The following is a 17,321-nucleotide window of genomic DNA, read 5'->3' on the forward strand; positions in this document are numbered from 1 at the left end:
GTTCAACAACCGTGCCCGCGCCGCATTCCCGCCGCGGCGGCACGGAAAACCGGATGCCCCGGATCCTCGCAGGTCAGCACAATGGGACGCGCCCGCTCCGCGGCCGTACCCGCTCGCTTCGCCCTGCCCGGAAAGGCGGCCGTCCATGACCGTCCCGAACGTACTGCTCTCCGGCATCGTCGGTTCGACCGCGTACGGACTCGCCCGCGAGGGCTCCGACGTCGACCGCCTCGGCCTGTTCGCCGCGCCCACCGAAACCCTGCTCGGGCTGCACGCGCCGAAGGAGTCCCACGTCGGCACGGCACCGGACCACACCCTGCACGAGGCGGCGAAGTGGTGCCGGCTCGCGCTGAGCGGCAACCCGACCGTCATGGAGCTGGTGTGGCTGCCGGACGAGCTGTACGAGGTGCGCACCCCGCTGGGCGACGAACTCATCGGCATCCGCGGGTCGTTGCTGTCCGCCAAGCGGGTCCGGGACGCCTATCTCGGCTACGCCACCCAGCAGTTCAGGCGACTGCAGGGCCGCGACGGCGACCGCCGCACCGCCAAGCACGCCCGGCACCTGAAGCGGCTGTGCCACCAGGGCCTGGAGCTGTACGCCACCGGGCGGCTGACGGTGCGGCTGGAGGATCCCGAGGAGTACCACCGCTTCGGCGAGCGCGTCGCCGCCGACCCCTCAGCCGCCCGGCCGGTGCTGGAGGCCTACGAGTCCGCCTTCGCCGAGACCCGGACCGTCCTGCCGGAACACCCCGACGAGGCACCGGCCGAGGCCTGGCTCCGCCGGGTTCGCGCGCACTTCTACGACACGACGGCCGCGGTGTGACCGGGCGCGCGCCCGGTCGGCGCGCGCCCTCAGCCCTCAGCACTCGGGCCGCCGGCAGCCCGCACTCGTAGGCCCGGACCAGGTGCTGCGGAGGTCCGTCGGACCGGCCGGAAAAAATCCGCTCGGCGATGTCGAGAACGCGTGCCCGGCTCCGTCCCCGGGGTGAACGCGACCACAATGGGTCGCCCGACGCCCAGGAGAACACCATGGCGAAGTACCTGTTGCTGAAGCACTACCGCGGGGCCCCGGCAGCCGTGAACGACGTGCCCATGGACCAGTGGACCCCGGAGGAGATCTCCGCGCATGTGCGGTACATGAACGACTTCGCGGCCCGGCTGGAGAAGACCGGGGAGTTCGTCGACAGCCAGGCACTCGCCCCCGGGGGCGAGTGGGTGCGCTACGACGGGGAGGGGCGCCCGCCGGTCACCGACGGCCCGTTCGCCGAGACCAAGGACGTCATCGCCGGCTGGATGATCATCGACGTCGACAGCCATGAGCGCGCCGTCGAACTCGCCGGTGAGCTGTCGGCCGCCCCCGGGGCGGGCGGGAAGCCGATCCACGAGTGGCTGGAGCTGCGCCCGTTCCTGCACGCCACGCCGACCGTCACGGAGTGCCTCATCCATGGATGAGGCTCTGCTCAGGAGCCTCACACCGGGCGTCCTCGCCGTCCTCGTCCGCCGCGGAGCCGACTTCGCGGCGGCCGAGGACGCCGTACAGGACGCGCTGGTCGAGGCGGTCCGCGTGTGGCCCGCCGACCCGCCGCGGGACGCGAAGGGCTGGCTGGTCACCGTGGCCTGGCGCAAGTTCCTCGACGCGACCCGGGCGGACACGGCCCGGCGCCGGCGCGAGGACCGGGTGGAGGACGAGCCCGGACCCGGGCCCGCGTCCGCCGTCGACGACACGCTCCGGCTCTACTTCCTCTGCGCCCACCCCTCGCTCACGCCGTCGTCCGCCGTCGCGCTCACCCTGCGCGCCGTCGGCGGGCTGACCACCCGGCAGATCGCCCAGGCCTACCTGGTGCCCGAGGCGACCATGGCCCAGCGGATCAGCAGAGCCAAGCGCACCGTGTCCGACGTGCGGTTCGACCGGCCCGGCGATGTGGCCACCGTTCTGCGCGTCCTCTACCTGGTCTTCAACGAGGGCTACTCGGGCGATGTCGACCTCGCCGCCGAGGCCGTCCGGCTCACCCGGCAGCTCGCCGCCGCCATCGACCACCCGGAGGTGTCCGGGCTGCTCGCCCTGATGCTGCTCCACCACGCCCGGCGCGCCGCCCGCACCGCGCCCGACGGCAGTCTGGTGCCGCTCGCCGAGCAGGACCGGAGCCGATGGGACACCGACGCGATCACCGAGGGCGTCGAGATCCTGCGGACGGCGCTCGCCCGGGACCGGCTGGGCGAGTTCCAGGCCCAGGCCGCCATCGCCGCCCTGCACGCCGATGCGCCGACCGCCGAGGAGACCGACTGGGTGCAGATCGTCGAGTGGTACGACGAACTCGCCCGTCTGACCGACAGCCCGGTCGTCCGCCTCAACCGCGCGGTCGCCGTCGGGGAGGCCGACGGACCGCGTGCGGGACTCGCCGCGCTCGCGGACCTGGACGACTCCCTGCCCCGGCACACCGCGGTGGCGGCCTACCTCCACGAGCGCGACGGCGACCTGCCGAAGGCGGCCCGCCTCTACGCCGAGGCGGCCCGCAGAGCCCCCAACCTCGCCGAGCGGGACCACCTCACCCGCCAGGCCGCCCGCCTCAACGCCCGTGCACGGCACTGACGAGGGCGGTCTCGCGCGTACCGAACCGCCCTGCCGCGCAGGTGACTTGCCCCGCACGCTGTCACGGCGGCCCGGTAGCGCCCCGCTTAGGGTGGAGAGGTGACCGACAGCAGCGCACGCCCCGTCGCCGTGTTCGACCTGGACAACACCCTCGCCGACACGGCCCACCGCCAGCGCTTCCTGGAGCGCAGGCCGCGCGACTGGGACGCCTTCTTCGCCGCCGCGCCCCATGATCCGCCGCTCGCGGAGGGCATCGCGCTGGTGCTGAAGAGCGCGAAGGAGTGCGAGATCGTCTACCTCACCGGGCGGCCCGAACGCTGTCGGCGCGACACGCTGGAGTGGCTGCGCGCGCAGGGCCTGCCCGAGGGGCGGGTCCATATGCGGCGCGACGACGACCGCAGGCCGGCCCGCCGCACCAAGCTGGAGATCCTGCGACGCCTCGCGCGGACCCGGGACGTCCGGATGCTTGTGGACGACGACGAGCTGGTCTGCGACGACGCCCGGCGCGCGGGCTTCACCGTCGTACGGGCACAGTGGACCGGCACCTCCGCCGTGCTGGAGGAGGCCCAGGAGGGCGAGGGACGGACCTGAGAGGTCAGTCCTCCGACTCGTCCAGCCGGAAGCCGACCTTCAGCCCCACCTGCCAGTGGGCGATCTGCCCTTGCTCGATCTGGCCGCGCACCTGCGTCACCTCGAACCAGTCCAGGTTGTGGAGGGTCTGCGAGGCGCGCGAGATGCCGTTGCGGATGGCCTGGTCGACGCCGTCGGGTGAGGTGCCGACGATCTCCGTGACCCGGTAGGTGTGGTTCGACATGCGGGTGCTCCTCTCCGTGCGGCCGTGATGACCGGAGCGTCACGTGTGTCACGCGTCACTCCACCGTGCCCCAAGCTGGGACGGAGCGCGAGACGTCCGACCGATGGCCCGCCGCCCCTTGACCCCCCGTATTGGTCCATACCAAAATCCGGCACACCCGTACGAGCCCCGCGCTCGTCCCCCCACGTCGGGTCTTCCGCCCTGTCCACCAGACACCCCAGGACCCCACGTGAGACGTCGCCACCTCCTCGCCCTGGCCCCGGCCGGCCTCGTCGGCGCCTGCGGGCTCCTGCCCTCCCGCACCGACCGCCGCACGGTGACCGTGTGGCTGATGAAGGACAGCGCCTCGCACGATTTCCTACGGCGTTTCACCGCGTCCTTCGAACGCGAGCACCAGGACCTCCGGCTCGACATCCGCATCCAGCAGTGGACCGGCATCGGGGACAAGGTGCAGGCCGCCCTCGGCGCCGACTCCGGGCCCGGACCCGATGTCATCGAGGTCGGCAACACCCAGGTCCCGCAGTACGTGGAGGGCGACCGGCTGCTCGATCTGACGCTGGAGGCGCTGCGCTGGGGCGACCACGACTGGCTGCCCGGCCTCGCCGACCCCGGCAGCCAGGTCGCGCACCAGTACGGCATCCCCTGGTACGCGGCCAACCGCGTCGTCATCCACCGCAAGGACCTGTTCGCGAAGGCCGGCGTCAAGACCCCGCCACGCACCCGCGAGGAATGGCTCACCGCCACCGAGAAGCTCGACTCCGGCGGAGACCAGGGGATCTACCTCGCCGGACAGGACTGGTACACCCTCGCCGGCTTCATCTGGGACGAGGGCGGCGACCTCGCGAGCAACGGCGGGACGGGCGGCGGCTGGCGCGGGACGCTGGACACACCGGCCGCCCTGCGCGGGATGGACTTCTACCGGCGTCTGCAGGCCCTGGGCGACGGACCGGTCCGCGCCGACGAGGAACACCCGCCGCAGGCGGGGGTGTTCGCGCAAGGCCATGTGGCGCAGATCGTCGCCGTCCCGGGCCAGGCCCGGGCCGTCGTCCAGCAGAACCCCGAACTCCGGGGCAGGCTCGGCTTCTTCCCCGTGCCCGGCAAGGCGGCGGGCCGTCCCGGCACGGTCTTCACCGGCGGCTCCGACCTCGTCATACCGAACAACACCGGCGACCGGGACGGTGCCGTCGCCGTCGTCGCCGCGCTCACCGGCGCCCGCTGGGACACCGCGTTGGCCAGGACCATGAACTACGTCCCCAACCGGAAGTCCCTCGCCAAGGCCGTCGCGGGGGAGGAGGGCGTCGCCGCCATGGCCGCCGGGGCCGCGAGAGGGCGGGCGACCCCGGCCACGCCCCAGTGGGGCGCCGTCGAGGCCGACAACCCGATCAAGGAGTACATGACCAAGGTGCTCACCGGGGCCGACCCGGCGACCGAGGCCCGCCGCGCCTCCCGGCGGATCACGGACCTGCTCAACCGCCTGGACTGACGGCGACGACCCGCCGTACGCCGCCCGCTCCCTGCCCGGGACCTCGCTCACCCCCGCGTCCAGCAGCGCCGCGACATGGCGATGGAACCCCCGCCTGCACCCCGCTCGGCCTGACGAAACGCCCGGGGCGGGAGCCGGACCGTGCCGGCTCCCGCCCTGTCTGTGCCGACCGTCAGCGCGCCACGCTGAGCGACAGCGCGAACCGTCCCGCCTCGTCCGTCCACCACCGGGTCAACTCCAGCCCGGCTGCGGCGAGTTCGGCGCGGACGCCCTCCTTGCGGAACTTCGCCGACACCTCGGTGCGCAGCTCCTCGCCCTCGGTGAAGTCGACCGCGAGGTCGACCCCCGGGATCTTCACCGTCTGTTCCCGGCGCGACCTCAGACGCATCTCGATCCACTCGTTCTCGGTGTCCCACAACGCGACATGGTCGAAGGCGTCGGGATCGAAGTCGGCGTGGAGTTCGCGGTTGACCACGGACAGGACGTTCTTGTTGAAGGCCGCCGTCACCCCGGACGCGTCGTCGTAGGCCTCGACCAGCGTCTTCTCCTCCTTGACCAGGTCCGTGCCGAGCAGCAGCGCGTCGCCGGGGGAGAGCAGGGAGCGGACGGAGGCGAGGAAGACGGCCCGTTCGGCGGGGACCAGATTGCCGATCGTGCCGCCCAGGAAGGCGATCAGCCGGGGGCCGGGGGTGTCCGGCAGGGCGAGGCTCACCGTGAAGTCGGCTATCAGCGCGTGGACCTGGAGGCCGGGGCGTTCCGCGAGCAGCGCGTGACCGGCCTGCGTCAGGGCGCTCTCGCTGACGTCCACGGGGACGTAGGTGTGCAGGCCGTCGAGCGCGTCCAGCAGATACCGCGTCTTCTCCGACGAACCGGAGCCCAGCTCCACCAGCGTGCGGGCCCGCGCCGCGGCGGCGATCTCGCCCGAGCGGGCCACGAGGATCTCGCGCTCGGCCCGGGTCGGGTAGTACTCGGGCAGTTCCGTGATCCGCTCGAACAGATCGCTGCCGTGGGCGTCGTAGAACCACTTCGGCGGGAGTGTCTTCGGTGTGCCGGTGAGGCCGCTGAGGACGTCGGCGCGCAGAGCCGCGTCCGTGGCGTCCTCGGGCAGGGTGCGGGTGAGATGGAACGGGCTCACGTACGGGGCTCCTTCGGCAGTGGGGTTGCCAAGGCGTCGCTCGGCTCCTTGAGAGGGGTGAGCAGCACATCGGTGCGGCTCGCCGCGAGGAGGGTGCGGTCGGGGACCTCCTGCCAGTGCGGGTCGTCGTCGTAGGGCTCGGACGCCACGACCGTGCCTCGGTCGGGCCGCGACAGGTACCACAGGGTGTCGCCCCAGGTGGTCGCGGTGATGGTCTCGCCGTTGGTGAGCAGCAGGTTGAGCCGGGACCCGGGGGCCGCCTCGGCGACCTCCAGGACCGTGTCGGCCAGCGCCTGCCCCTCGTCGTCCCCGGCCCGCAGCCGCGCCAGGACCAGCGCCCACACGAGCGCCGAGTCGTTGCGCGCCTCCAGCGACAGCACGTCGACGGCGGGCAGGGTCTCGACGAGAGGCGCGAGCGACCCGGGCCAGCCGCGCACCGCGCCGTTGTGGCTGAACAGCCAGGGCCCGGACGCGTACGGCGCCGCCGCGGCCTCCGCGTCCGCCCCGGACAGGGTCGCGTCGCGTACGGCGGCCAGCAGCGCGGCCGTGCGCACCACCCGCGCCAGATCGGCGAAGGACAGGTCCGCCCAGATGGGTCCCGCCCGACGGTAGCGGGCCGGCACCGGGTCGCCCTCGGTGTACCAACCCACCCCGAAACCATCGGCGTTGACCGTCCCGTACCGCTGCCGGCGGGGCGCCCAGGACTGCCGGTACAGACTGTGCGCGGGCTCCACGAGGAGTCGGCCGAGCGGCTCCTCGGGGCCCAGATACGCCAGATGACGGCACATCAGACGTCTCCCGCGGACCGGGCGGTGCGGAACCCGGAGAAGATCTGCCGCCGGATCGGATAGTCCCAGTTGCGGAACGTCCCCCGGCAGGCCACCGGATCCACGGCGAACGAACCGCCGCGCAGCACCTTGTACTCCGGCCCGAAGAACACCTCCGAGTACTCCTTGTAGGGGAAGGCCTGGAACCCCGGGTAGGGCGTCAGGTCGCTCGATGTCCACTCCCACACGTCACCGATCAACTGCCGCACCCCGAGCGGGGATTCACCGGACGGATAGCTGCCCGCGGGGGCCGGACGCAGATGCCGCTGCCCGAGGTTGGCGTGCTCGGGCGCCGGGTCCGCGTCGCCCCACGGGTAGCGGGTCGAGCGGCCAGTCGCCGGATCGTGGCGGGCCGCCTTCTCCCACTCGGCCTCGGTGGGCAGCCGCCGCCCGGCCCAGCGGGCGTAGGCGTCCGCCTCGTACCAGCACACGTGCACCACCGGCTCGTCGGCCGGCACCACCTCGGTCACCCCGAACCGGCGCCGCAGCCACTGCCTGCCGTCCCGGCTCCAGAACAGCGGGGCGTGAAGGGAGTTCCGGCGGACGTGCGCCCAGCCGTCGGCCGTCCACCAGCGTTCGTCGTCGTAGCCGCCGTCCTCGATGAACGCCTGGTAGGCGCCGTTCGTGACCGGGGTGGTGTCGATGAAGTACGGGGCCACCTCACGGCGGTGCGCCGGGCGTTCGTTGTCCAGCGCCCAGGGCTCGGTGGAGGTGCCCATGGTGAACGGGCCGCCGGGGACCAGGACTTCGGCCGGTCCGGTGAACAGCGGGACCGGGTCCGGGTCGGGGGCGGTCAGGGCCTGGGGGCCCTTGCGGAGCTGATGGGTGATCAGCATGGTCTCGTCGTGCTGCTGTTCGTGCTGGGCGATCATCCCGAAGGCGAAGCCCGCCTCGGTCAGCCGTGTGCCGTGGAAGTCGGCGCTCTCCAGCACGTCCATCACCCGGCCCCGCACCTCGGCCGCGTACGCGCGGGCCTCGGCGGGCGGCAGCAGCGGCAGCGAGGGGCGTTCGGAGCGCGGATGCTCGAAGGCGTCGTAGAGGCCGTCGATCTCTGGGCGCATCGCCTCCCGGCCGGCGACGCCCCGCAGCAGCCACAGCTCCTCCTGGTTGCCGATGTGCGCGAGGTCCCAGACCAGCGGTGACATCAGCGGGGAGTGCTGGGCGGTGAGGTCCGGGTCCTCGACACAGCTGGTCAGCAGCGTGGTGCGGTCCCGGGCGGTGGTGAGGGTGGTCAGGGCCCGCTTCCGGAGCGCGTCGGCGTCGATGGCGGGGTCGGTCATGTGCGGTCCTTCCCATGGGTGTGAGCGCTCGTCTCGCGCAGGCGGTCCAGCAGGTCGTCGGCGGGGGTGCGGCCCTGGAGGACATAGCGCTCCAGGTACGCCGTCACGGCGTCCGTGACCCGGTCGCTCGCGCCGAGCCGGGGCAGGGCGTCCAGCGCCGCCGCGAAGCAGCCGACGGCCGCCTCGTGCAGTTCGGGGTCGGCCAGGCCGTACCGGGCCGCGTCGGACCAGAGCGGATTGTGCGGCGCCGGCAGTCCGAGCGCCCGCTCCGCGAGGGGCTTGACCAGGCGATAGGCGGTCTCCGCGGCCTCCGTGTCCTCGAAGAGCGCGGTCGTCACGGCGAGCGGCACGATCCAGCCGTCGTCGCCGGGCTGCGCGTCGATCATGCGCAGCTCCAGGAACCCGCGGGGTCTGACCGGCGGGAACAGCGTCGAGATGTGGTAGTCGAGGTCCTCGCGGGTGGGCGGCCGGGGCGCCCCCGACCTGGTCCACTGCCGGAAGGTGAACCCCTCCGGGACGTCCCAGGGCCCACTCTCCCGCCGAATGCACATCACCGGCGAGTCGAGGACGTGCCGGGCCCAGGTCTCCCGTGGATCGCCGTCCAGCGGGGGCCCGCCGGCCCGGTCCGCGCCGATCTCCATCCACGTCAGCTGCCGGGTGGAGCGCCAGCCCGTGGGCTCGCGGCCGACCAGCGGCGAATTGGCGAAGGCGGCCACCAGGACCGCGCCCAGCTGGTGCGCCAGCCACCAGCGCCGCCCGTGGCCCAGGGGACCGGGCTCCTCGTATCCGGCGTCCAGGCAGACCTGAACGGAGGCCGAGGTGCACATCATGCGGCGCCCGGCCGGTCCGGTCCGGTCGAGGCAGGTCTCCATGGCGTCGTAGCGCGGCTGGCGCAGAAAGCGCCGGGGCTGGTGCCAGGGGTCGTGGCCGACGCCGACGAGGCCGAGGTCGTGCCCGGCGAGCGCCGTACGGACGGCGTCCAGGTCGGCGGAGACGGTGTCCACGCACTCCATCAGGGAGGCGGCGGGCGGCGAGCTCAGCTCCAGCTGGCCGCCGGGCTCGATGGTGAGCGCCGACCTCAGGGGTACGGACCGCAGTGCGGCGTAGGCCGCTTCGAGTCGTTCGGTTGTCACGGGTAGCTGCGGCAGACGCAGCTCGTGGACGAGCCATTCCACCTCGACGCCGACGCCGCGGGGCGGGCCGGTCTTGAAGCAGATGCCCCTGACCAGGGCCTCCACCTCGGCTTCGGTCAGGGCGGTGCGAGGCTCCGTACAGTCGCCGCAGTCTGTTGCCGAATCGGACATGCCGGATCCCTTCTGAGATTCCACCGTGTCGTCGGCCGGGCCCTTCCAGGCGCCCGGACGGCGACACTCGTCCCACCCAAGACCCTCGCGTCGCTTCGCACAAGGGTGCGTACTGGTACGTTCCGGCTCGGTAATCTCCTCGTTCCCGGCGTTTCCTGTGGCTTTCCCGGGTGTTCTCGGACGCGGAAAACTCCGTTGCACCGCATGTCCAGCATCACCCACGATGCATGCATGAGCACGACGGGGGAGCGCGCAGGCCGCGTGCTCATGGCGCGTACGGGGGTCGCGCCATGAGCACGCGCCTGCGCGGCATCGCGCACGAGACGGAGAAGATCGTCGAGGCGGGGGCGTACCGCGCCGCCGACGGGCGCGAGGTGTCCATCGCCGCGGCCGTGGACGCCGCGCGCGCCGGTACGAGGGTGTTCGGCCCGGAACCGGTCCGAACACCTCCGACGGCCCGCGTCGACACGCTCTTCGAGGTCACCGGTGAGAGCAGCCTGGAGGCGGCCCGCCGGATCGGCGGCACGGTCGCCGTCCTGAACTTCGCCTCGGCCCGCAACCCCGGCGGCGGCTTTCTGAACGGCGCCCAGGCCCAGGAGGAGGCCCTGTGCCGCTCCTCCGCGCTGTACCGCTGCCTGCTCGAAGCCCCGCGGTTCTACGACCACCACCGCGCCCACCGCGACCCGTTCTACACCGACCGGGTCATCCACTCACCGGCCGTGCCGGTCTTCCGTGACGACCGCGGCCGCCTCCTGGACGAGCCCTACGCGGTGGGTTTCCTCACGGCCGCGGCACCGAACGCGGGCGTCATCCGGCGTACGGCCCCGGAGCGCGCCGCGGCGATCCCGGCCGCGCTGATGACGCGCGCCGAGCGGGTGCTGGAGACGGGCGCGGCCCATGGCTACCGGCGCCTGGTGCTGGGCGCCTGGGGCTGCGGGGTCTTCCAGAACGACCCGGCGCAGGTGGCCGGCGTCTTCCGGTCGTTGCTCGGTCCGGGCGGACGCTTCGCGGCGAGCTTCGCGCACGTGGTGTTCGGGGTGCTGGACCACAGGCCGGACAGCCCTCTGCGGGCGGCGTTCGCCTGGGAGTTCCCGGTGGGGCGGATCCGGCGGGGGGCGGCGGGGACCGGACCTGGGTGAGGCCCCCGCGGACGGGGGATGCCACGGGGGCCTCACCCAGGAAGACGGACGAGAGGCGGGCCGGGTTCCCGATGCTGCCGGCGACGATCCGGAGGCCGAAACCGGACCCGGCACCGGGGGTCAGTTCCAGCCGTAGCGCTCGTGCAGCCGCTGCCGGACCAGGTTGAACCGCCCCCGGTCCAGGGCGCAGGCCTCCCGGCGCATGCCTTCCTCGTGCAGTCGCAGTACCCGGTCGACGTCCACCCAGGAGTCACGTCCCGACCGGTCCCACGGTCCGCCGCCGATCGCCACCCACTCGCGGTCGCCGTCATGCCGTTTGCTGGACAGCTGCACGGCGAGCAGGGTGCCGGCCGCCTCGCGGGCGACGACGAGCACCGGCCGGTCCTTGCCGCGGCCGTCGTTCTCCTCGAAGGGCACCCAGGTCCAGACGATCTCGCCGGGGTCGGGGTCGCCGTCGTGCGCGGGGGAGTACTCGGTCCGCACCCTGCCGACCTGGCGCGGATCGGCCTCGGTGGTGGCGGCGGGGCCGAAGCGGCCCGGGACGTTCTCATCGGTAGACGCAGTCACGCAGGCACCTTACGGGACACGGTCAGGCGGGCTGCCACAGTTCGATCCGGTTGCCCTCGGGATCGGTGACCCAGCCGAAGCGGCCGACACCGTCCATGTCCTGGGCCTCCGCCGCCACGTCCGCCCCCTTGGCGCGCAGTTGGGCGAGCATCGCGTCCAGGTCGCGGACCCTGAAGTTGAGCATGGTCTGCTGGGCGGGGGAGCCGAAGTAGTCGGTCCCGGACTCGAAGGCCGCGAACACCGTCGGACCGGCCTCCTGCCGCCACAGGCCGTGTTCGTCGGCGTCCAGGCCCAGGCAGTCGCGGTACCACGCGCTCAGGGCCGCCGGGTCGGCCGCCCGCAGGAAGTATCCGCCGATTCCAAGCACACGTTCCATGCGGTCATCCTGCCAGGCCGAGGACGGCGATCGGGGGAAGAGGGAACCCGGGGGCCTCGTGGCCGAGACCCCCGGGCGCGGTGGCGCGGGTGGGACTAGCCCTCCTTCTCCACCGGTACCTTCTGCGACGGCGGTGCCGTGATCCCGTTCAGGGAGGGTGAAGTCCCGTGCGGGGGCTGTCCGTTCTGGTTCATCGAGGCCAGCAGCTGGCGGGCCAGACCGAGGCCGGTGCCGCCCATGGTGAGCGCCTTGGCGAGCATGTCGGCCATGCCGTCCGCGCCGTTGAGTACCACCATGTTGTCGACGCTGCCGAAGGCGGACGCGCCCGCCTTCACGATCTCCGGCCAGTTCTCGGCGAGTTGCTGGGCGACGACGGCCTCCTGGTTCTCGGCGAGGGCGGACGCCCGCGCCTTGATGGCCTCCGCCTCGGCGAGACCCTGGGCCTTGGTCGCCTCGGCCTCCGCCAGACCGCGTGCCTGCGCGGCGGCCGCCTCGGCCTCACCGGTGGCCCGGGTGGCGGCCGCCATGGCGGCACCCCGGGACTTCGTCGCCTCGGCCTCGGCACCCGCGGCCGTCTTGACGCGGGTGGCCTCGGCCGCCGCCGCGAGCTCCGTCTCCTTCGCCTTGGCCTCGGCCGCGGAGATACGCGCGTCACGCTCGGCCTCGGCCAGCGTCCGCTTCTCGTACGCCTTGGCGTCGGCCGGCTTGCGGACGTCCGCCTGGAGCTGCTGCTCCCGCCGGTGCGCCTCCAGTTCGGCGACCCGGGTCTCCTGGACGACGACCTCCTGCCGGGCCCCCGCGTCGGCGAGGGGACCGGCCTGACGCGCCTTCGCCGCCGCCTTGTCCCGCTCGGCCTGGTAGCCGGCCTGAAGGATCTCGCTGTCCCGGGTGGCCTCGGCCATCCGGGCGTACGACTGCTGCTCGGCCTCGGTGGCGAGCCGGTTCGCCTCCGCCTGCGCGATGCGCGCGTCCCGCTGGACGGCCGCCGCGTGGGGCATCGCCAGGTTCTGGATGTACCCCGTCGGGTCCTCGATCTCGTGGATCTGCAGGGAGTCGACGATGAGTCCCAGCTTCTCCATCTCCGTGCCGCAGGCGGCCCGGGTCTGCGCGGTGAGCTTCTCCCGGTCGCGGATCATGTCCTCGACGGTCAACCCGCCGACGATGGACCGCAGATGACCGGCGAACACGTTGTGCACCCGCTCGGACATCATCTTCTGCTGGTCCAGGAACCGCCGGGACGCGTTCGCGATCGACACGAAGTCGTCGCCCACCTTGAAGATGACCACGCCCCGCACCTTGAGCGGAATGCCCTGGTGGGTCACGCAGTCCACATGCAGCTCGGTCTCGTTCAGGTCCAGCGAGAGCTTGCGCACCGCCTGCACGCCGGGCAGCACCAGCGTGCCGCGCCCCGTGACGATGCGGAATCCCATGCCCTCCTCCAAGCCCTCCGTACGGTGCTTGGAACCGGAGATGACCAGCGCCTCATTGGGCTCGGCGACGCGCCACATCATCTTGAACAGACCGACCAGTACGGCGATGGCAAGAACGGCCACCCCCGCAACGACGCCGACAACCATCGGCATACGCCCCCTTTGGATGGTGCCCTTTCGGCACCGAACGAAGGGAGTGTGCTCCTGTGTGAAGCCCGGGTGAAGACGCCGGTGAATCCTTGTCGCAATCTTGACGCACAGACCCAAAAACCCGCTCTCACCTGGGGTGGAGCGTGCTCAACTGTCGTATGCGGCGGTCACGTAGACCGTGCGGGGCGGCAGGTACTCGACGACCATCACCACCGTGCCCCGCTCGATCCGGTCGCCGCCGGCGGCGCCGTACGCGAGGAAGTGCTCGGCGCCGCCGCGCACCCGGACGATCACCTCGCCGACGAGCCCGGGCCCGACCGTTCCGGTGACCCGCCCCATGAGCCCCACCATCGACGCATCGTCCATGCTCACAGGGTACGGGCGGAACATCCGCTAGGCGGCCGGCGAGTCCGTGACGAGCGGCTGCGGCGGCCATGCCTCGTGCCAGCGCGCCTGGGCCTCCAGCTGGGCGGCGAGCGAGATCAGCAACGGCTCGCTCCCGGCGGGGCCGAGGAGTTGGGCGCCGACGGGCAGGCCGTCCCCGACGAAACCGGCGGGCACGTTGACTCCCGGCCAGCCCAGCACGTTCCACGGCCAGGCATAGGGACAGGCGGCGATCATCGCGCGATCGGTGGCGAAGCCGCTCAGCGGCAGCATCGCGCCGACGCGGGGCGGGGGAGCGGCGGTCGTGGGCGCGAGAACGACGTCGTAGGAGGTGAGGAAGTGGCCGATACGACGGTGCAGCACCGCCTCCGCCCGCCGTGCCGCCCGCAGCGGTGCCCCGCCCAGGAGGCGGCCCAGCCGGGCGGCGTCCCGGGTGCGCCGGTCGAGGAGGGCCGGGAAGGGGGCCTCACCCACGCGTTCGGCGAGGCCGGCGGTGGCACGGGGGATGAAGGTGAGCCCGATCTGGCCGTAGGGCGGGTCGGCCTCCTCGACCGTGTGGCCCAAGGCGGCGAGATCCTCGGCGAGTTGGCGCACCCGCGCCGCTACCTCCGGCTGGAGGCGGGCGGGCAGCGCGGTGAACGGCGGCTTGAGCGAGAGCGCGATGCGCAGCCGCCCGGGATCGCGGGTGACCGCCGCGGAGGCGTCGATGGCCTGCGGCCGGTGCGGGTCGTGCTCGTGGTTGCCGCTCGCCGCGTCCAGCAGCAGGGCCGCGTCCGCGACCGTGCGGGCGAGGGTGCCGTTGACGGTGATGCCCTGGAAGGACTCGCCGCGCGGCCAGGTGGAGATACGGCCGCGCTGGGGCTTGATGCCGACGAGGTGGGTCCAGGAGGCCGGGATGCGTACCGAACCGGCGCCGTCGGAGCCGAGGGCGGCGGGCACCAGACCGGCGGCGACCGCGGCGGCCGACCCGCCGGAGGAACCGCCCGGGGTGTGCGCGGGGTTCCACGGATTGCGGGTCGCGCCGAACGCGGGTCCCTCGGTGAACGGCCACTGCCCGAACTCGCAGGTGTTGGTCTTGCCGACGATCACGGCTCCGGCCGCCCGCAGCCGGCGTACCGCCTCCCCGTCCTGGGCGACCGCCGGGAACTCCCCCTCGCATCCGAACGCGGTGGGCTCGCCGGCCACGTCCATGTCGTCCTTGACGGCGACGGGCACACCGAGCAGGGGCTTGCGCACCCCGGCGGCCAACTCCCTGTCCGCGGCGTCGGCTTCGGCGAGCGCGGCCCGCGTCCGCACCACCCGGAAGGCGTTGAGGCTGCCCTGTGTCGCCTCGATCCGCGCCAGTGCGCGCTCGAGAAGGGCCCGCGAGGTGACCTCGCCGGCGGCGAGCGCTCGGGCGGACTCCGCCAGGCCTGCGGAACGGTCGAGCGTCATGCGGGACACCTCCGGGAGCGCGTTGTCTACCGCACGGTAACGTCCGGCGGGCCGCCGCGATACACAGCCGCCTCCAAGCCCTGCACAAAGCATTGACGTGCACACGCCTCCCTCTTACCTTTCCCTCTTACCTTCTGGCCGAATTTCCGAACCACGTTCGTAATGACGAACGTCACGGCCCTCTTCTTTCGGTTCGATCAAGGAGCCGCACGTGAGCACCCGACCCCCCACCCCGTCCCGTCGCGCCCTGCTGCGCGCGCTGGCCGCCCTGCCCGCCTCGGCGCTGGTGCTGGGCGAACTGCCCGGCCTGCTCGGCACGGCACGGGCCGCCGCACCGGCGAGCGGCTCCGCCACCCGGTACACCATCGTGCCGTTCCTCGACAGCGACGACGGCACCGTGAACGTCTACGAGTCCGACGACGCCACGGACTTCCGTCTGGTGCGGTCCTCCGCCTACACGCCGCCCAGCGACAGGATCCGCGACGCGAGCGTCTTCAAGCACACCAACGGCTACTACTACCTCACCTACACCACCCACACCTGGCAGGACGTCAGCACGACCATCGGCTTCGCGCGCAGCTCGGACCGGGTCGACTGGACCTTCCTGTACGACTACACCGTGCCCATCACCGACCTGTCCCGGGCGTGGGCGCCGGAGTGGTTCGTCGACGGCGACGGCGGTGTGTACGTCATCGTGTCCTGCTCGACGGCCGACGACGAGTGGATCTTCACTCCGTACGCGCTGAAGGCCGCCGACTCGGCTCTCACGGCGTGGGGTTCACCGGTCGCCCTGTCCGGCATCGGCGCGAACCACATCGACACGTACATCGTGCGGATCGGCTCGACGTACCACGCCTTCACCAAGAACGAGACGGCCAAGTACATCGAGTACGGGACGGCTTCGAGCCTCACCGGGCCCTACATGATCTCCCGGACCGGCGACTGGGCGGGCTGGGGCAGCTACCGCGAGGGCCCCTCCGTCGTCCGGCTCGACAACGGCGCCTGGCGGATCTTCTTCGACGGCTACGGCGACGGCACCTACTACTACAGCGACAGCTACGACACGTTCGCCACCTGGACCGCGCCGAAGGCCCTGCCCTCGGTCTCCGGCACGGCCAGGCACTTCACGGTCGTCAAGGAGACGGTGACGGGCGGCCCGAGCCTCGCGACGAACATCTCCCGCTCCTTCCGGTCCGCCAACTACCCCACCCGGTACTGGCAGCAGCAGTCCAGCCTGCTCAACCTGCCCGTGGTCACCGCCTCCAGCACCGGCGCGGAGAAGTCCGCGGCCACCTTCACGGTCGTGGCCGGCCTGGCCGACCCGGGCGCCTTCTCCTTCCGGGACACGTCCGGCAACTATCTGCGCCACTACGGCTTCCGGGCCCGCTTCGACGCCGACGACGGCACGACGACCTTCGCGAAGGACGCGACGTTCGTCGCCAGAACGGGCTCGGCCTCGGGCTCGATCCGCTTCGAGTCGTACAACTACCCCGGCTACTACCTGCGGCACTACAACTACCAGCTGCAGGTGGCCGTGACGGACGGGACGGATCTGTTCCGCCAGGACAGCTCCTTCGTGCCGGTGAGCGCCTGGGCCTGATCCGTGCCGCCGCCCCGTGCCGTCAGGCGTTCGGGTCGAAGGGGATGCCCGACGGCATGGAGCGGGCGAGGGCGTACGCGAAGTCCCCGTCCCTGATCTTGATGGTGGCCGCGCCGAAGTCGGCGCTCAGGAGCTTGTCGCGGTAGCCGGCCGGGTAGCCGTTCCAGCCGACCAGGCGCGGGTGGAACCAGCCGCCGGTGGCGTTCTCCGGTGGCTCGTCGTTGGTGTTGGCGAAGCGGAAGTCATGGGTCGAGACACCGTCCTTGTGGTACACGATCTTGGGGTGGGTGCCGTCGAAGCGCACGGCCGAGGCGGCCGCGACCTGGTAACCGCTGTGCTGGGACACGGAGACGTACCGCACCTGGTTGTCGCTGATCCACACGACCACGTGTTCCCAGTCGTGCCGGTGCCCGATCGCCGCCGGGCCCAGCGTCGCCTGGTCCTTCTCGAAGTAGCTGGCGTACATCACGGCGCACCAGCCGTTGTCGCACTTCTCGCGTGAGTAGGTGTTGGCGTTGGCGAGTTGGGCCTGGTCGTGGCAGTGGCCGTTCACGTCGCCGCCGAGCGCCAGGCCCGGGTTGAGGGTGCCGTCGGCGCCGATGGCCGCGGTGGCGTAGCAACCGTCGCGGTCGTAGTCGTAGGCGGGGGAGAAGGTCTGTTCCAGGCCGTCGGCGTTCTGGGGGAGCAGGGTCAGCACGTCGGCGCCGGCCGGGGACGGGAGGGCGAGGACTAGAGCCAGCCCGCCGAGCGCGGCGGCGAGCGCCGTCCTGAGGGGTCTTCTTGCCGCGGGGCGAGGGTCGGGCACGTC

The 17,321-nt window shown here is 72.4% G+C and carries 18 protein-coding genes; 7 read left to right on the plus strand and 11 right to left on the minus strand.

Translation table 11 applies throughout. The features are described from left to right. Positions 1-145: 145 nt before the first annotated feature. From ABZT17_RS04635 to ABZT17_RS04650, 4 genes are all read left to right on the plus strand, one after another. Positions 146-823, plus strand: a complete 678-nt coding sequence (locus tag ABZT17_RS04635) for a nucleotidyltransferase domain-containing protein (protein WP_356343620.1) — start codon at positions 146-148, stop codon at positions 821-823. Positions 824-1,029: 206 nt separating this feature from the next. After that, positions 1,030-1,452: a YciI family protein gene (locus ABZT17_RS04640; protein ID WP_356343622.1), complete on the plus strand. Its 423-nt coding sequence runs from the start codon at positions 1,030-1,032 to the stop codon at positions 1,450-1,452. Further along, entirely contained in the window at positions 1,445-2,590 is a 1,146-nt protein-coding gene (locus ABZT17_RS04645; RefSeq protein ID WP_356343624.1) for a DUF6596 domain-containing protein, read from the plus strand. Before ABZT17_RS04640 ends, ABZT17_RS04645 begins: the two co-directional genes overlap by 8 nt. Positions 2,591-2,689: 99 nt before the next feature. After that, positions 2,690-3,181: a hypothetical protein gene (locus ABZT17_RS04650; protein ID WP_356343626.1), complete on the plus strand. Its 492-nt coding sequence runs from the start codon at positions 2,690-2,692 to the stop codon at positions 3,179-3,181. A 4-nt stretch (positions 3,182-3,185) separates the two neighbouring features. On the opposite strand, the gene ABZT17_RS04655 is transcribed toward ABZT17_RS04650, so the two are convergent. Then, positions 3,186-3,404, minus strand: coding sequence for a dodecin (locus ABZT17_RS04655; RefSeq protein ID WP_356343628.1), 219 nt, complete (start codon positions 3,402-3,404; stop codon positions 3,186-3,188). A 229-nt stretch (positions 3,405-3,633) separates the two neighbouring features. Between ABZT17_RS04655 and ABZT17_RS04660 the strand changes: the two genes are divergently transcribed. Further along, positions 3,634-4,887, plus strand: coding sequence for an extracellular solute-binding protein (locus tag ABZT17_RS04660; protein ID WP_356343631.1), 1,254 nt, complete (start codon positions 3,634-3,636; stop codon positions 4,885-4,887). Between the two features lie 172 nt (positions 4,888-5,059). On the opposite strand, the gene egtD is transcribed toward ABZT17_RS04660, so the two are convergent. The 4 genes from egtD to egtA are packed head-to-tail and all read right to left on the minus strand — an operon-like array spanning position 5,060 to position 9,433. Beyond that, a complete protein-coding gene (gene egtD, locus ABZT17_RS04665; protein ID WP_356343633.1) occupies positions 5,060-6,022 on the minus strand; it encodes an L-histidine N(alpha)-methyltransferase in 963 nt (320 codons plus the stop codon). Beyond that, on the minus strand, positions 6,019-6,810 hold the full coding sequence (gene egtC, locus ABZT17_RS04670) for an ergothioneine biosynthesis protein EgtC (protein WP_356343636.1): 792 nt from the start codon (positions 6,808-6,810) through the stop codon (positions 6,019-6,021). Before egtC ends, egtD begins: the two co-directional genes overlap by 4 nt. Beyond that, positions 6,810-8,129 (minus strand): ergothioneine biosynthesis protein EgtB, encoded by a 1,320-nt coding sequence (gene egtB / locus ABZT17_RS04675; protein WP_356343638.1) that lies wholly within the window; start codon positions 8,127-8,129, stop codon positions 6,810-6,812. The genes egtC and egtB overlap by 1 nt, the downstream gene beginning before the upstream one ends. Next, positions 8,126-9,433, minus strand: a complete 1,308-nt coding sequence (gene egtA, locus ABZT17_RS04680) for an ergothioneine biosynthesis glutamate--cysteine ligase EgtA (protein ID WP_356343640.1) — start codon at positions 9,431-9,433, stop codon at positions 8,126-8,128. Before egtA ends, egtB begins: the two co-directional genes overlap by 4 nt. Before the next feature lie 290 nt (positions 9,434-9,723). Between egtA and ABZT17_RS04685 the strand changes: the two genes are divergently transcribed. Then, complete coding sequence (locus ABZT17_RS04685) at positions 9,724-10,572, plus strand: TIGR02452 family protein (protein ID WP_356343643.1); 849 nt, start codon at positions 9,724-9,726, stop codon at positions 10,570-10,572. 120 nt (positions 10,573-10,692) lie between these two features. Here the strand turns inward: ABZT17_RS04685 and ABZT17_RS04690 are convergent, their stop codons facing one another. The 5 genes from ABZT17_RS04690 to ABZT17_RS04710 form a co-directional block, all read right to left on the minus strand. Next, on the minus strand, positions 10,693-11,139 hold the full coding sequence (locus ABZT17_RS04690; RefSeq protein WP_356343646.1) for a type II toxin-antitoxin system PemK/MazF family toxin: 447 nt from the start codon (positions 11,137-11,139) through the stop codon (positions 10,693-10,695). 22 nt (positions 11,140-11,161) lie between these two features. Continuing rightward, complete coding sequence (locus ABZT17_RS04695) at positions 11,162-11,515, minus strand: VOC family protein (RefSeq protein ID WP_356343648.1); 354 nt, start codon at positions 11,513-11,515, stop codon at positions 11,162-11,164. Positions 11,516-11,610: 95 nt separating this feature from the next. After that, positions 11,611-13,098, minus strand: a complete 1,488-nt coding sequence (locus ABZT17_RS04700; RefSeq protein WP_356343650.1) for an SPFH domain-containing protein — start codon at positions 13,096-13,098, stop codon at positions 11,611-11,613. 144 nt (positions 13,099-13,242) lie between these two features. Continuing rightward, positions 13,243-13,461: a hypothetical protein gene (locus ABZT17_RS04705; RefSeq protein WP_356343652.1), complete on the minus strand. Its 219-nt coding sequence runs from the start codon at positions 13,459-13,461 to the stop codon at positions 13,243-13,245. Between the two features lie 27 nt (positions 13,462-13,488). After that, entirely contained in the window at positions 13,489-14,913 is a 1,425-nt protein-coding gene (locus ABZT17_RS04710) for an amidase (RefSeq protein WP_356343655.1), read from the minus strand. Between the two features lie 211 nt (positions 14,914-15,124). Between ABZT17_RS04710 and ABZT17_RS04715 the strand changes: the two genes are divergently transcribed. After that, positions 15,125-16,513, plus strand: a complete 1,389-nt coding sequence (locus ABZT17_RS04715; RefSeq protein ID WP_356343657.1) for an AbfB domain-containing protein — start codon at positions 15,125-15,127, stop codon at positions 16,511-16,513. Between the two features lie 22 nt (positions 16,514-16,535). Here ABZT17_RS04715 and ABZT17_RS04720 read toward each other — a convergent pair whose 3' ends face one another. Further along, positions 16,536-17,318, minus strand: a complete 783-nt coding sequence (locus tag ABZT17_RS04720; protein ID WP_356343659.1) for an NPP1 family protein — start codon at positions 17,316-17,318, stop codon at positions 16,536-16,538. Between the last annotated feature and the right edge of the window lie 3 nt (positions 17,319-17,321).

Source organism: Streptomyces sp. NPDC005648, from assembly GCF_040605395.1.
Classification (GTDB): Bacteria; Actinomycetota; Actinomycetes; order Streptomycetales; family Streptomycetaceae; genus Streptomyces.

Coding starts and splice junctions, on each gene's coding strand:
- egtC (WP_356343636.1), bottom strand. CDS start 6,810: ATGTGCCGTCATCTGGCGTATCTGGGCCCCGAGGAGCCGCTCGGCCGA.
- ABZT17_RS04635 (WP_356343620.1), top strand. CDS start 146: ATGACCGTCCCGAACGTACTGCTCTCCGGCATCGTCGGTTCGACCGCG.
- egtB (WP_356343638.1), bottom strand. CDS start 8,129: ATGACCGACCCCGCCATCGACGCCGACGCGCTCCGGAAGCGGGCCCTG.
- ABZT17_RS04710 (WP_356343655.1), bottom strand. CDS start 14,913: ATGACGCTCGACCGTTCCGCAGGCCTGGCGGAGTCCGCCCGAGCGCTC.
- ABZT17_RS04655 (WP_356343628.1), bottom strand. CDS start 3,404: ATGTCGAACCACACCTACCGGGTCACGGAGATCGTCGGCACCTCACCC.
- ABZT17_RS04695 (WP_356343648.1), bottom strand. CDS start 11,515: ATGGAACGTGTGCTTGGAATCGGCGGATACTTCCTGCGGGCGGCCGAC.
- ABZT17_RS04645 (WP_356343624.1), top strand. CDS start 1,445: ATGGATGAGGCTCTGCTCAGGAGCCTCACACCGGGCGTCCTCGCCGTC.
- ABZT17_RS04685 (WP_356343643.1), top strand. CDS start 9,724: ATGAGCACGCGCCTGCGCGGCATCGCGCACGAGACGGAGAAGATCGTC.
- ABZT17_RS04640 (WP_356343622.1), top strand. CDS start 1,030: ATGGCGAAGTACCTGTTGCTGAAGCACTACCGCGGGGCCCCGGCAGCC.
- egtA (WP_356343640.1), bottom strand. CDS start 9,433: ATGTCCGATTCGGCAACAGACTGCGGCGACTGTACGGAGCCTCGCACC.
- ABZT17_RS04700 (WP_356343650.1), bottom strand. CDS start 13,098: ATGCCGATGGTTGTCGGCGTCGTTGCGGGGGTGGCCGTTCTTGCCATC.
- ABZT17_RS04705 (WP_356343652.1), bottom strand. CDS start 13,461: ATGGACGATGCGTCGATGGTGGGGCTCATGGGGCGGGTCACCGGAACG.